At 42.6% G+C, this 13,841-nt stretch carries 15 protein-coding genes; 5 read left to right on the plus strand and 10 right to left on the minus strand.

All coding sequences use genetic code 11. The features are described from left to right. Nucleotides 1-230 precede the first annotated feature (230 nt). Both glnL and glnG read left to right on the plus strand, forming a co-directional pair. Complete coding sequence (gene glnL, locus CDG61_RS09845) at nt 231-1,340, plus strand: nitrogen regulation protein NR(II) (RefSeq protein WP_087551020.1); 1,110 nt, start codon at nt 231-233, stop codon at nt 1,338-1,340. Further along, on the plus strand, nt 1,327-2,802 hold the full coding sequence (gene glnG / locus CDG61_RS09850; protein WP_087551019.1) for a nitrogen regulation protein NR(I): 1,476 nt from the start codon (nt 1,327-1,329) through the stop codon (nt 2,800-2,802). The genes glnL and glnG overlap by 14 nt, the downstream gene beginning before the upstream one ends. Before the next feature lie 63 nt (nt 2,803-2,865). On the opposite strand, the gene CDG61_RS09855 is transcribed toward glnG, so the two are convergent. After that, entirely contained in the window at nt 2,866-3,186 is a 321-nt protein-coding gene (locus CDG61_RS09855; protein ID WP_087551018.1) for a hypothetical protein, read from the minus strand. A 292-nt stretch (nt 3,187-3,478) separates the two neighbouring features. Between CDG61_RS09855 and CDG61_RS09860 the strand changes: the two genes are divergently transcribed. Beyond that, nucleotides 3,479-4,378, plus strand: a complete 900-nt coding sequence (locus CDG61_RS09860; protein ID WP_087551017.1) for a LysR family transcriptional regulator — start codon at nt 3,479-3,481, stop codon at nt 4,376-4,378. Nucleotides 4,379-4,642: 264 nt separating this feature from the next. Here CDG61_RS09860 and map read toward each other — a convergent pair whose 3' ends face one another. Further along, on the minus strand, nt 4,643-5,437 hold the full coding sequence (gene map / locus CDG61_RS09865; RefSeq protein ID WP_087551016.1) for a type I methionyl aminopeptidase: 795 nt from the start codon (nt 5,435-5,437) through the stop codon (nt 4,643-4,645). Nucleotides 5,438-5,778: 341 nt separating this feature from the next. Here map and brnQ point away from each other — a divergent pair, with 341 nt between their 5' ends. Then, nucleotides 5,779-7,071 carry a branched-chain amino acid transport system II carrier protein gene (brnQ, locus tag CDG61_RS09870; RefSeq protein ID WP_087551015.1) on the plus strand — a complete coding sequence of 431 codons (1,293 nt, stop codon included), beginning with the start codon at nt 5,779-5,781 and terminating at the stop codon, nt 7,069-7,071. A 111-nt stretch (nt 7,072-7,182) separates the two neighbouring features. After that, the gene (locus CDG61_RS17475) at nt 7,183-7,638 is read left to right on the plus strand and encodes a hypothetical protein (RefSeq protein WP_171405596.1); all 456 of its coding nucleotides are present in this window, start codon (nt 7,183-7,185) and stop codon (nt 7,636-7,638) included. Here the strand turns inward: CDG61_RS17475 and CDG61_RS09880 are convergent. The 8 genes from CDG61_RS09880 to ung all read right to left on the minus strand — a co-directional run bounded on the left by CDG61_RS09880 (nt 7,635) and on the right by ung (nt 13,841). Continuing rightward, nucleotides 7,635-7,988, minus strand: coding sequence for a lipopolysaccharide assembly protein LapA domain-containing protein (locus CDG61_RS09880; RefSeq protein ID WP_087551014.1), 354 nt, complete (start codon nt 7,986-7,988; stop codon nt 7,635-7,637). The two genes, CDG61_RS17475 and CDG61_RS09880, sit on opposite strands and share 4 nt — an antisense overlap. A gap of 15 nt (nt 7,989-8,003) precedes the next feature. Continuing rightward, nucleotides 8,004-8,312, minus strand: a complete 309-nt coding sequence (locus tag CDG61_RS09885) for an integration host factor subunit beta (protein WP_087512282.1) — start codon at nt 8,310-8,312, stop codon at nt 8,004-8,006. A 166-nt stretch (nt 8,313-8,478) separates the two neighbouring features. Continuing rightward, nucleotides 8,479-10,155, minus strand: a complete 1,677-nt coding sequence (gene rpsA, locus CDG61_RS09890) for a 30S ribosomal protein S1 (RefSeq protein WP_087512283.1) — start codon at nt 10,153-10,155, stop codon at nt 8,479-8,481. 108 nt (nt 10,156-10,263) lie between these two features. Beyond that, the gene (cmk, locus tag CDG61_RS09895) at nt 10,264-10,953 is read right to left on the minus strand and encodes a (d)CMP kinase (protein ID WP_087551013.1); all 690 of its coding nucleotides are present in this window, start codon (nt 10,951-10,953) and stop codon (nt 10,264-10,266) included. A gap of 10 nt (nt 10,954-10,963) precedes the next feature. After that, entirely contained in the window at nt 10,964-11,395 is a 432-nt protein-coding gene (locus CDG61_RS09900; RefSeq protein WP_087551012.1) for an SRPBCC family protein, read from the minus strand. A gap of 82 nt (nt 11,396-11,477) precedes the next feature. Beyond that, nucleotides 11,478-11,999, minus strand: coding sequence for a tRNA adenosine(34) deaminase TadA (gene tadA, locus CDG61_RS09905; RefSeq protein WP_087551011.1), 522 nt, complete (start codon nt 11,997-11,999; stop codon nt 11,478-11,480). A gap of 7 nt (nt 12,000-12,006) precedes the next feature. After that, nucleotides 12,007-13,131: an enoyl-CoA hydratase/isomerase family protein gene (locus CDG61_RS09910; protein ID WP_087551010.1), complete on the minus strand. Its 1,125-nt coding sequence runs from the start codon at nt 13,129-13,131 to the stop codon at nt 12,007-12,009. After that, nucleotides 13,128-13,841 (minus strand): uracil-DNA glycosylase, encoded by a 714-nt coding sequence (gene ung, locus CDG61_RS09915; protein WP_087551009.1) that lies wholly within the window; start codon nt 13,839-13,841, stop codon nt 13,128-13,130. The genes CDG61_RS09910 and ung overlap by 4 nt, the downstream gene beginning before the upstream one ends.

The raw sequence follows: 13,841 nt of genomic DNA on the forward strand, positions 1-13,841 counted from the left end.
GTTGCACCATTTTGGTTCGTTTTTAATATACACTGATTCATGAACAGGTTATACATTTAATAATAAGTCCACTTTGAGCGCATTTATTTCATTTATGACCTTATCTGGCACCATTTTTATAAAGTTGGCTTATATTTTGCTTTATTTGCCTCAATTCAGTCCTTTTATATGGACATTGCTTATTTTATGAAGTTGCCATTGCGCTATTTTAATACAGGATGCTTACGCTAATGGAACAACCGAATGCGATCGACTACCGATTACTGGTGGACAATTTAACCACCGCAATTCTGCTCGCCGACAGCAATCTGAATATCTTCTATCTAAACTCCTCCTGCGAATCACTGTTTGACATCAGCCTGCTCAGAGCATCAGGACAGCCCGTTCTGAACTTACTGCATATGCCGGATGATGAGTTCAATACCCGAGAAGCCTTACTGAACACTCTTTCCAAGGGACAGCACTACACAAGACGTGAAGCAACCATCAATGTCAATTTCAAAGATATTCATGTCGATTATTCTGTATCACAGCTCAACACTGGCAAACCCTACCACCCTCTGCTATTGATAGAACTCAATCCAATTGATCGCATGCTGAAAATCTCAAAAGAAGAAAACCTGATCCAGCAGCACCAGGTTGCGCGTCAGCTGATTCGGGGTGTCGCTCATGAAATCAAAAATCCTTTGGGCGGAATACGGGGTGCAACACAGTTACTTGCCCGCAGTCTGAACGATCCTCAGTATGCAGAATTCACCGATATTATTATCAGTGAGGTTGACCGTTTAAGGAATCTTGCAGATACCATGCTCGGCTCAAGACAACTGCCGAGTTATGAAGCAGTTAATGTCCATGAGCCACTGGAACGTGTCCGCTCACTGATTGCAAACCAGACCAAAAAGAAAATTAAAATTACCCGTGACTATGATCTGTCTTTACCTGATGTCAAAGCAGATCGTGATCAGCTGATTCAGGTCATGCTCAACATCAGTGTCAATGCCGTGCAGGCAATGATGGAAAATAAAGACTTCTTTATAGATCATCAGCCCGAACTGATTTTAAGAACACGGATTCAGCGATTGGTGACCATTAATGGCACGCTGAACAAATCAGCCATAAGAATAGATATTGAAGATAACGGACCTGGTGTCCCTGAAGAAATTCTTGAGTCTGTTTTCTATCCACTCGTGACAGGTCGCGCCAAAGGTACCGGTCTGGGACTCAGTATTGCTCAGAACATCATGCATCAACATAACGGAATGATTGAATGCCAGTCAGTTCCAGGAAAAACAACATTCAGCTTATATTTACCTTGGGAGTCAAATCATGTCGCGAAATAAAATATGGGTCATTGATGATGATCGCGCCATGCGGTGGGTGCTGGAAAAAACATTCAAAGAAGAAGGTTTTGATGTAACCAGTTTTGAGGAAGCTCAGTCAGCTCTGGATCAGCTTAGCCTGGATGCACCCGATGTCATTCTCACGGATATCCGCATGCCTGGAATAGACGGTCTGACTTTCCTCGGTAAAGTAAAAGCAAATTATCCGGATCTGCCAGTTATCATTATGACTGCACATTCAGACCTTGAATCTGCCGTTTCAAGCTACCAGACAGGTGCATTTGAATATCTGCCTAAACCGTTTGATATTGATGAAGCACTGGCGCTGGTTAACCGCGCTATTCTCCACATCACTAAGTTACAACAGCAGGAATCTGCCAAAACTGTTCAGCCTATTCAGTCCACTGAAATTATCGGTGAATCTCCTGCTATGCAGGAAGTATTCCGTGCAATTGGTCGCCTGTCTCAGTCTCACATTACAGTCCTGATCAATGGTGAGTCCGGTACAGGTAAAGAACTAGTCGCTCATGCACTGCATCGCCATTCTCCACGCAGCAGCAAACCGTTTATTGCACTGAATATGGCGGCTATCCCCAAAGACCTGATTGAAACCGAACTTTTTGGTCATGAAAAAGGAGCATTCACAGGAGCCAATTCACAGCGACAAGGGCGTTTTGAACAGGCAAATGGCGGCACACTGTTCCTGGATGAAATTGGCGATATGCCTTTTGAAACTCAGACCCGTTTACTGCGAGTCCTTGCAGATGGTGAGTTTTATCGTGTAGGCGGACACATTCCTGTCAAAGTGGATGTCCGTATTGTTGCGGCAACCCATCAGGACCTTGAGAAACTTGTGCATGAAGGTCGCTTCCGTGAAGACCTTTATCACCGCCTGAATGTCATCCGTATCCATATTCCAAAACTTGCGCACCGCAGTGAAGATATTCCTATGCTGGCTCAGCACTTCCTTGCACGGGCAGGTAAAGAACTGGGGGTGAGTCCAAAAATCCTCAGACCAGAAACTCAGGAATACATGCAGCAACTGCCCTGGCAAGGTAACGTCCGCCAGCTGGAAAATACCTGTCGCTGGCTGACAGTCATGATTACCGGACGTGAAGTCTACCCTGAAGATCTGCCTTCGGAACTGAAACAGATTCCAATTGAAAAATCAGGTGAGCAACAGGCAAATACGCAGTTTGACCGTATTTCACTTCACCACTGGGATGAACTGCTGGGACAGTGGGCGATTCAGAAACTGAAAAATGGCGAAATGAAAATCCTGGATATTGCAACACCCATGTTTGAACGTACCCTGATTAATGCTGCACTGCAACAGACCCGAGGACGTAAACGGCATGCAGCCGAACTTCTTGGATGGGGGCGCAACACGCTGACCCGCAAGCTGAAAGAACTGGGTATGGACAGTACAGATGATGATGTTGAAGAAGAAGTGGAAAACTGAGTACTGAATCAAACGAACCTGTCTTTAAATAAAAACCCCCTCAATTGAGGGAGTTTTTATTTCTTACTTTGAAAAGCCTGTATATCTGAACATATCCATCACCCCAAGATCTGACTTCACAATCGTCATATCATTGATATTCACAGCACTCACAATTTTAAAAATATCCTGCTCAAGATCTTCATGCAGCTCATCTACAGATTTCGGTAGAAGTTTTTCAAATCTGTCTGCCACATATTCAAAACCGATATTCAGCGCAATAAACAAAGTATGTTTACATGGCTGAATGTATTCTTCATTTGCAAGATTCACAACTGCCTGCTGACAGTGTGGGCAATGAATATTTGCAGATGCATCTGTTACTTCTATTAAATGATATGACATAAAAACACTGAAAAATGAAGATTTCACCAAGTATAAAAGATTCGCATCCGCAGGTTAATCAAAAAATGCAGCTCGATATGATAAACCTTACACCCAACCCGCATTCTTCTGTACAAAGCATTCTTTCGGGCTTAAATCATCTGTCACTTTTCATTCATTTTCATTCTGATTCAGACAGTGAAAATGAACCCAATCAAGCAAATACGTTAATTAAAAAACACAAATCTATATTTGACATTGTGCAACGATAATTTTCTAATTTGTAACATTGTTGCAAAAATGGTGTAAACAAATGCTTTCCGATCTGGATGATTTTTATTGCTTCGCCCTTGTGGTTGAGCATGGTGGTTTCAGTGCTGCCGAGCGCGCTACAGATATCCCAAAATCCAAACTCAGCCGCAGGGTTTACAACCTCGAAGAACGCCTGGGAGTCAGACTGATCCAGCGCAGCTCAAGACATTTTGCAGTGACCGACATGGGCATGAATATTTACAGACATGCGCAGGTCATGATGAATGCTGCCCAGGCTGCACATGATATGGTTGACCATTTAAGTATTCAGCCGCGTGGTGTGATCAAAGTCAGCCTGCCCGTTTCCATTGCCCAGAATGAAATAGCAAAAGTTTTACCTGAATTTTTAAAAATTTATCCCGAAATCAAAGTTCAGCTCATGGTCAGCAACCGACGTATCGACATTATCAATGAAGGCATTGATATCGCTTTACGTGTCCGCTCCAGCCTGGACGATGACCCAAGCCTGGTTATCCGAAAATTCAGCACCATAGAACAGCATCTGTTTGCCAGCCAGGCATATTTAAATGAATTTGGCGATCTGAAACAGCCGGAAGATTTAAGCCAGCACAAAATATTAAGCATGGCAGATGAACATCTTGATCAGCATATCGTGGTACATGATCACAATAATCATCAAAAGAAAATTAAAGTGAATCCTGTTGTCATGGGTTCTGATCTGATGATGCTTGCACAACTGACCCGTCAGAACTGTGGTATCGCACTTCTTCCAGATACCATTGCCCAGGATTTTATTAAAACAGGCGAACTCGTGCGTGTCCTGCCCGAATGGAAAGCTCCCCACGGTATATTCCACGCCGTTTATGCATCCCGCAGAGGAATGCTGCCTGCCGTACGCGTATTTATAGATTATCTGGTTGAAAAGTTCAGCATCCGATAACAGCCTACTGTTTGCTGAATTACAGGCAAAAAAAAGCTTATCCTTGGAGGATAAGCTTATAAACTGAAAATAAAGAAACTACAGCTAGTATCTTCAGTTTTTATTTTAATCACTTTACCAAACCACAACTAATACTTAAAAACGATCAGTTAATATAATTTACATCTAAATAAAGCAATAAGTTACGTAATTTTCAAATTAAATGATAAGCATTTATCAATCAATCACACCATCATTAAAGCAAACATAGACTAAAGTATTGAATTATATAGCAGGATATTCCCCTGTTCCCTCAGGCCATGGTGAAAGTAACTCAAATCCTGTTTCAGTCACAGCAACCATGTGTTCCCACTGAGCTGAAAGTGATTTATCTGCCGTCACAACAGTCCAGCCATCTTTCAGCTCTTTAACATGAAGTTTTCCGGCATTGACCATCGGCTCAATGGTAAAGACCATTCCTTTTTTAAGAACCATGCCTGTACCTGGCTGTCCGTAGTGCAGAATATTCGGCTGCTCATGATACACCCTACCAATTCCATGCCCACAATATTCACGCACGATACTGTAACCTTCGCGCTGAGCAACTTTCTGGATCGCATGTCCAATATCACCCAGTGTCGCACCCGGTTTTACTGTATGAATACCCGCAACCATCGCTTCATAAGTGGTCTCACATAATTTGCGCGCTTCAGGGCTGACATTCCCGACATAATACATCCGACTTGTATCACCAAAATACCCATCTTTAATAATCGCAACATCAATATTAATAATGTCGCCATCTTTTAAAACAGTTGAACCCGATGGAATACCGTGACAGACCACTTCATTGGGTGAAATACATGTTGTTTTGGTATAACCGTAATATCCCACATTTGCAGGAATCACTTTCAGCGTATTTACAATATAGTCATTACAGATATCATCAAGATATTCCGTCGTGACACCTGGCTTGACATACTTCCCTATCATTTCTAAAACACTTGCGGCAAGACGCCCCGAAATCCGAAGTTTCTCCAGATCCTGTTCGGTTTTGATTGTGACAGTGGAAGCTCGCATAACATCGCCCTCTTGGTAAGGCTTGTAATTATATGCCTTTTCTGAGTATTTTGCTCAAGTATCAACTGCAGTCATCGAAAACTGGTCAGATTATATACTCCACCCATCAATACAACCAATCAAAAGCCCGACACCATCAAAAGTCCATCCTGGCTTATGCAGTTTTTAACTATTTATTTTTCTGTTTATATTTTAATTATATAAATGAACCATGAATCCTCCTCTACGAGTACAACTCTCTAAATCATAAAAAAAATTAATAGCATGCATAAAATAAATTACAAAATTTAAGCAACATGGACTAAAATCCTTTTCTTTTGTGAACAATACCTCTCCCCACTATGACGAATCTACGCACAAGGGATATTATTGCATTAGGTTTTATGACCTTTGCACTGTTTATCGGTGCAGGTAATATTATCTTCCCTCCTATCGTTGCACAGCAGGCTGGCGCTCATGTCTGGCTTGCTGCAGCAGGATTTCTGATTACAGCTGTAGGATTACCCGTAATTACAATTATGGCATTATCCCGTGTTGAAGGCTCTATTCAGCTACTCAGCTCTCCGTTGGGTAAAATCGCCAGTCTGATCCTGACAGTGGTCTGTTATCTGTCGGTTGGTCCACTGTTTGCCACTCCAAGAACAGCAACTGTTTCCTATGAAATAGGCTTCTCTTCTTACTTTGGTACATCCGCTGGCAGCTTACTGATCTACAGCATTATCTATTTTGCTGTTGTCACGATAGTCTCACTTTACCCCAATAAGCTACTTGATACAGTCGGGCACTTTCTTGCTCCACTGAAAATCATTTCCTTAGCGATCCTGGGTATTGCTGCCGTAATGATCCCTTCAGGTTATATTCCACCTGCCGTAGGTAACTACATCAGCAGCCCGGTATCTGAAGGTTTTGTAAGCGGCTATCTGACCATGGACACATTAGGTGCACTGGTTTTTGGTATCGTAATTATTCACGCCATTCACTCCCGCGGTGTTACAGACAAAAAACTTGTCACACGCTATGCCATTATTGCCAGCCTGATTTCGGGTATAGGACTGACACTGGTTTATCTCAGCCTGTTTAAACTGGGCTTAGGAAGTCACGAAGTTGCTCCAAATGCTGCGAATGGTGCAATTATTCTACATGCCTACGTACAGCATGCCTTTGGTGATTTAGGTTCACTGTTTCTGACAGGAATGATTTTCCTTGCATGTATGGTGACAGCAATTGGTCTGACCTGTGCCTGCGCCGAGTATTTTTCACAACTGACCAAGATTCCTTATAAAATCCTGGTATTTGTTCTTGTTGGCTTTTCCCTGCTCATTTCAAACCTGGGTTTAACCAAGCTGATTACAGTCTCTGTACCTGTTTTAAGTGCAATCTACCCACCAGCGATTGTGGTAATCATGCTGAGCTTTTTCTCAAAATTCTGGAATAACCCTTCACGTGTGGTAGCACCTGTTACAGCAGTTGCATTTATCTTCGGTATCATTGAAGGAATTAAAGTTGCAGGTTTTGAAGCAATTCTGCCTGAAACCATTCAGCACCTGCCTTTAAATGAACAAAACCTTGCATGGCTTATTCCTGCTCTGATCGTTTTAGTACTGTCAGTTGTAATTGATAAAATCAAAAAATAAGCAGCACTGAAAATAAAAATGGATTTTACCAAGATCTGTTTTTATATGAGGTCAATATCTGTCTAATCTTACCCAGATCGGCAAATATTGCTTACCTCACAAGCCTTGCTTATGTTAACGATTTACACCCATAAAAGCCCCTTAAGAAGCTCCCTGCTTAATCTTTTAACAGCACTCACCCAACCCGCTCAAACGCTCAAACGCTCAAACGCTCAAACGCTCAAACGCTCAAACGCTCAAACGCTCAAACGCTCAAACGCTCAAACGCTCAAACGCTCAAACGCTCAAACGCTCAAACGCTCAAACGCTCAAACGCTCAAACGCTCAAACGCTCAAACGCTCAAACGCTCAAACGCTCAAACGCTCAAACGCTCAAACAGAATTCAGTATCCTCAGAATCGGGTAAATACCATGATAACCCATACACAAAAAACATCCCTACGCACAGATAACCTGAAACCCATACTGACAATCCAGGCAGATATTCTTTTTAAAAGGCATAAAAAAGCCCTGTACCATAAAGATAAAGGGCATTTTTATATTAATCGTTTTTATAACGGATTTTAAGGTCTGTCTTCAGGCTGAATATCCAGGACAGTCTTCTCATGACGGGTACTTGCAGCAGCTTCAGCGGCAGCCTGCTGAGCAGATTTAATCTGCTCTTTACGCAGATAATCAATATCTTTACGCAAGCGTTTAATTTCCCAGCTGTTCTGAAAAACACGGAACACCTGAACACCCAACAACAGACCGACCACTATACCCAATGCCAGCGTGAGTAAAAGCAGTAAGCCTAAACGCATCGCTGGAACCTGAGTAAACAGTAAATCAACTGTCAGTTCAGTGCCATTTTGCAAAACCAATGCCAGGGAATAACCAAACAGAACGATCAGCAGTGCAACTAAAACATAACGCATATGTACACCTACCTGTTATCCCTGGTTGATTGATTCATTTACAGCATCACGCAATGCCTTACCAGGTTTGAAGTGAGGAACAGCTTTCGCTGCTACATCTACAGATCTGCCTGTTTTAGGATTACGTCCTACTCTTGGTTCACGGTGATGCAGTGCAAAACTGCCAAAACCACGAATCTCTATACGGTTATCAGTAGATAGAGCTTCTATCATCTGATCAATCATGATCTTAACTGCTTCTTCCACTAAAGGCTCAGCCAGATGTGGATTCTTAAGTGCAATACGTTCAATTAAGTCTGACTTATTAAGTGCTTCGGTAGTCATCTTCGACCTCTTTAATTATCAAGCTACTTTCATAGATGCGAAGATAATAACCTGTTTAAATACAAAACGGTAGCGTAATAAGTGAATACTACGCTACCGTTTACAGTAATTGTGCAAAAAGTATTAGTTAAATTACATTAATAATACTTTTTTTACATCCAACTACTTAGTGGTTCATTTGAGCTTTGATCAAATCACCAATAGTCTTAGGACCGTTGTCCTGACCAGTTGTTGTCTGACGTAAGTTAGCAACAGCTTCTTTCTCTTCAGCTTCGTCTTTCGCTTTGATAGACAGGTTGATAGAGCGAGACTTACGATCAACGTTGATGATTTTCGCTTCAACTTCCTGACCAACTTCTAAGAATTTAGTAGCATCTTCAACGCGATCACGGTTGATTTCAGATGCTTTCAGAGAAGCTTCAACTTCATCAGCTAACTTAACAGTTGCGCCTTTAGCGTCAACAGCAGTTACTGTACCTTTAACCAGCGCACCGCGCTCGTTAGCAGCAAGGAAGTCATTGAACGGGTCGTTGTTCAGCTGTTTGATACCAAGGCTGATACGGTTGCCTTCAGCGTCAACTGACAGAATAACCGCTTCAACTGTGTCACCTTTCTTGTAACGACGGATAGCGTCTTCGCCTTGTTCGTTCCAAGAGATGTCTGACAGGTGAACCAGACCATCAATACCACCTGGTAAACCGATGAAGATACCGAAATCAGTGATTGATTTGATAGTACCAGAAACTTTTTCGCCTTTATCGTGGTCTTTAGCAAACTCTTCCCATGGGTTAGCACGAGTCTGTTTGATACCAAGAGAAATACGACGACGCTCTTCATCAACTTCAAGAACCATAACATCAACTTCGTCACCGATCTGAACTACTTTAGATGGGTGGATGTTTTTGTTAGTGTGATCCATTTCTGAAACGTGTACCAAACCTTCAACGCCTTCAGCGATTTCAGCGAAACAGCCGTAGTCAGTTAAGTTAGTAACGCGAGCTTTAACGATAGAACCTTTAGGGTAACGGTTCATGATCGCTAACCATGGATCTTCACCAAGCTGTTTAAGACCTAAAGATACGCGGTTACGTTCGCGGTCAAATTTAAGTACTTTAACAGTAACTTCCTGACCAACTTCAACAACTTCTGAAGGATGCTTGATACGTTTCCAAGCCATGTCAGTGATGTGAAGAAGACCATCAATACCACCAAGGTCAACGAATGCGCCGTAGTCAGTAAGATTTTTAATAGTACCAGTAACTGTCTGACCTTCTTCAAGCTGAGCAAGAAGAGCTTCACGGTCAGCTGAAGATTCAGCTTCCATAACAGCACGACGTGAAACAACAACGTTGTTACGTTTAGCGTCAAGTTTGATTACTTTAAATTCTAACTCTTTACCTTCTAAGTGAGTAGTATCACGAATAGGACGAGTATCAACTAAAGAACCTGGAAGGAATGCACGAACTGGACCGATGTCAACAGTGAAACCGCCTTTAACCTTACCAGAGATAACACCAGTAACGATTTCGCCGTCTTCAAAGATTTTTTCAAGTTTAGTCCATGTCTCAGCGCGTTTAGCTTTTTCGCGAGAAAGAACAGTTTGACCCATACCGTTGTCAAGAGCTTCAACAACAACGTCTACAGTGTCGCCAACTTGAACTTCAAGTTCACGTTGTTCATTTAAGAATTCAGCGCGGTCAACAATACCTTCTGATTTAAGGCCAGTGTCAACTGTTACCCAGTCAGAATCGATGTTTACTACAACGCCCTGGATGACAGCACCCTTTTCAACGTTGAGGTTTAATTCGCTTTCTTCAAAGAGGGCTGCAAAAGATTCGGTCATGATATACCTGATAAAGTCAGCGGTCTTGGATCAGACAAGGCCGGTTTAATAAAGCGTCTACATAGTCCATATAAAACTGATCAAGCTATGCTTCTGCTGAAAGATTTTTTAATCAGCCAGTTTAAGGTCGATATATTCAGTCATCAGATGAAACACCTCATTGATGTTCAGTTCTGAACTGTCAATGATATATGCATCTTCGGCTGGCTTGAGAGGAGCAACTGTTCGCTCCATATCACGCTTATCCCGAGCCTGTATATTGGCTAAAATGTCGTTCATTTTAACATCCTGACCCATACCCTGCAACTGGTTTACGCGACGCTGTGCCCTCGACTCTGCTGATGCAGTTAAATATATTTTTGCCTGAGCCTGTGGAAAGATGGATGTCGCCATATCACGCCCATCTGCAACCAGACCTGGAGCCTGAGCAAAAGCATGCTGCCGTGCAACCAGTGCTGCTCTCAAAACAGGAATGGCAGCCACTCTGGACGCATATTCCCCCACATGTTCAGTACGGATGGTCTGAGTAACTTCTTCGCCATCCAGAAATATCTGGGTACCCTGTTCTGCTGTCTTAAATACAATATTCAGATGTTCTGCAATTGAAGCACTTTGCTGTAGCGCATCTTCATCATCAAGCTTTTCAATTAATTCAGCTTTATGCAAAGACAGCCCAAGCAACCTGTAAAGCGCCCCTGAGTCCAGCAGATGGTAACCATAGTGATCAGCCAGTTTTGCTGCGAGCGTACCTTTTCCAGAACCACTCGGGCCATCAATTGTAATAATTTGAATTGTCATAAACTTCCGCTTATACAGATTTTGCCAGTTTTGAAAAACCTAGTGTAATCGCAAGTTTCAGCTGTGCAAGTATTAATTTACTGACAAACGGTGCACGCGCCTGCAGTTCAATCGTGTATTTCACCAGAGTTTTTGCAGGAGTGATACTTTCAAACTCAATAACACCGAGATGATGTTTGATCAGTGGATTTTTAATCAGCTTGTATTCTATGCGTTTATTTAGGTCAACCAGTGTGATCTGCTCCTGAATCGGTTTTACAGGTCCAAAGCCCATACGACGGATAGAACCCAGACCATCTGGACGCCCCGGATCTGTCGAATCCTTTACACGAACCACCTGAATCGGTGCAAATGCAACATTATATGTCGCATGTTTCGACAACAGATCAAAGACCTGTTCCACTGATGCATTAAATTCTTTTTTGACCTGGATGGAATTCATTATTATTTCCCTCAGCAATATGTGTGGTATCAAAATATATTTTTGACAATTATTATTGTCAGTTATGCAGTCTCATTCTAGATTATTTATGACTGTCATTTAAGGACTTTTGTTGCTGTCTCAGTATTTTTTTTTGTTCTCTGCGCATTTTAAAGAAACTGGAAAGCTGTACAGAACAGGCATCCTGCATGCAGCCTGACTCATACTCAAAAACATGATTGTAATAACCACTTTCAAGCAGTCTGCGTGCACTGACCAGTGAACCTGATTTTGACTCAAGCGCACCAAACACAACTTTTTTGATGCGTGAATGAATCAATGCCCCTACACACATGGTGCAAGGCTCAAGCGTAACGTAAATAACAGCATCATCAGGCATACGATAGTTATCTATCTGACTGCATGCCCGTCTGATTGCCTGTATTTCTGCATGCGCTGAAGGATCTTTCAGGCTGATCGGTGCGTTGAATCCCGCACCGATCACTTTGTTCTGACTGACAATGACAGCACCAACAGGAACTTCCCCCTGCTCAGCAGCAAGTTGAGCCTGCTCAAGCGCAAACTGCATCCAGTATTCATCAGTGTATTCAGAAATATCCGTCATTTATGAATCAACTGACGACACCGTACTGTTTCAGCAAAGCCATCCAGCTTTCATTGTCAGCCAAAGGAGGATTATCTGACAGAATGCCTTTTAAGGACATATCAGCACCGGTTTTCCATTCCGGAGACAGGTCTTTATCAACCAGGCGGGCGCGCACGCCTTCAACAAAGTCAGGGTGACGGATTTTCCAGTCTGAAATCTGAGTTTCAAGCTCAAAAACTTCATTCCAGGCATGTACCTGCTTACCCCATTGCCATAAAAGCCAGGTTAATGCAGCCGTGGTTGGTGAACCTTTCTGAAGGTTTTCACTCGCCTGACGAAGCCAGTCACTGCGGGCGTCACTTAAACCAATGATAGACTCATAATCATGTTCGAAATTAACACCTCGGCATACGCTCTGAATCACATCGAGTGAGTTTTGCAGAGGACCAGGTGCAACTGGACGGTGCATGCTGTTCAGTGTGTCATCAATTGCTCTGAAGTCACCTGCCGGATAATGATCCCAGTCAATATTAATGACTTTCTGAAGGACATTATCACGCTGTGTATCACAGATATGCGTAGCCCATCCAATACCATAGGCACCGGCAGCGGTCATAATTGAACCCGTCAGACCAGTAAACAGACCAATCGCACCTCGATCTGCCAGGAAGCGTGTTGCCCCGACATCTGGATAAAGCCCAATGTTGATTTCAGGCATAGCCAGTCTTGAATAAGGTGTCACCAGACGGAATGGTGCAGCCATAAACAAACCAAGCCCACCACCCATCACATAACCTTCACCCCATACAAGTACAGGTTTTGCATAGTTGTGCAGCAGCAGATCAAGCGCATATTCCTGCTCAAAGAATTTATTGGCAGTATCCACTTCATCATTGATGACAAGCTGACGGAGTTTACGGACATCACCACCAGCACAGAATGCTTTTGGTGTTGTTGAATCAAGCCAGATGGCTTTAACACTGCTGTCATCATGAAAGTCAGTAAAAACTTCCAGTAACGCAGTAACAATGGATTCATCCAGAGCATGCAGAGATTTTGGGCGGTTCAGTCGAACAATACGCCATCCATTCTTTGCTTCTTCTACAAGGATATCCGGATGATAATTTTTTAATACAGGAGAATTTGTCATGCGTCCAGCTGCCAGTCTATGGGCTCAATGCCATTTTGTTTCAGATAATTATTGGATTTAGAAAAAACTTTACAACCAAAAAAACCACCACGGTTTGCTGCAAGCGGAGAAGGATGTGCAGCTTTCAGTATGAGATGTTTTGTCGGGTCGATCCGTTGCCCCTTACGTTGCGCATATGCTCCCCAAAGGATAAAGACAATATGCTCACGCTGTTCATTTAAAACATCAATCACGTGATCTGTAAAATCTTCCCATCCACGCTTCTGATGTGAAGCAGCCATACCTGCTTCAACTGTTAAAACACTGTTCAACAGTAATACACCCTGTTCTGCCCAATGGCTCAGATTGCCATGTTTAGAGACAGGAATCCCCAGATCAGTGTGTAATTCATGAAAAATATTACGTAAAGAAGGTGGTAATGCAACCCCTTTCTGCACTGAAAAACTTAGACCATGAGCCTGACCTGGACCATGATATGGATCCTGCCCTAAAATAACGACTTTTACATTCGCCATAGGTGTTGTATTCAGCGCATTAAAGATCAATGATCCTGAAGGATAAATCACTTTACCTGCCTGCATTTCATTTACAAGAAATGCTTTCAGCTCATCCATGACAGGACTGAGCAGAAAGTCTTTCAACCCGTCTTTCCATTGTGCTTCGAGTTGAATTTTATCCAGTTTTATCTGCTGTAATTCCGTTAAAGACAT

This window comes from Acinetobacter sp. WCHAc010052 (genome assembly GCF_002165295.2).
Lineage (GTDB): Bacteria > Pseudomonadota > Gammaproteobacteria > Pseudomonadales > Moraxellaceae > Acinetobacter > Acinetobacter chinensis.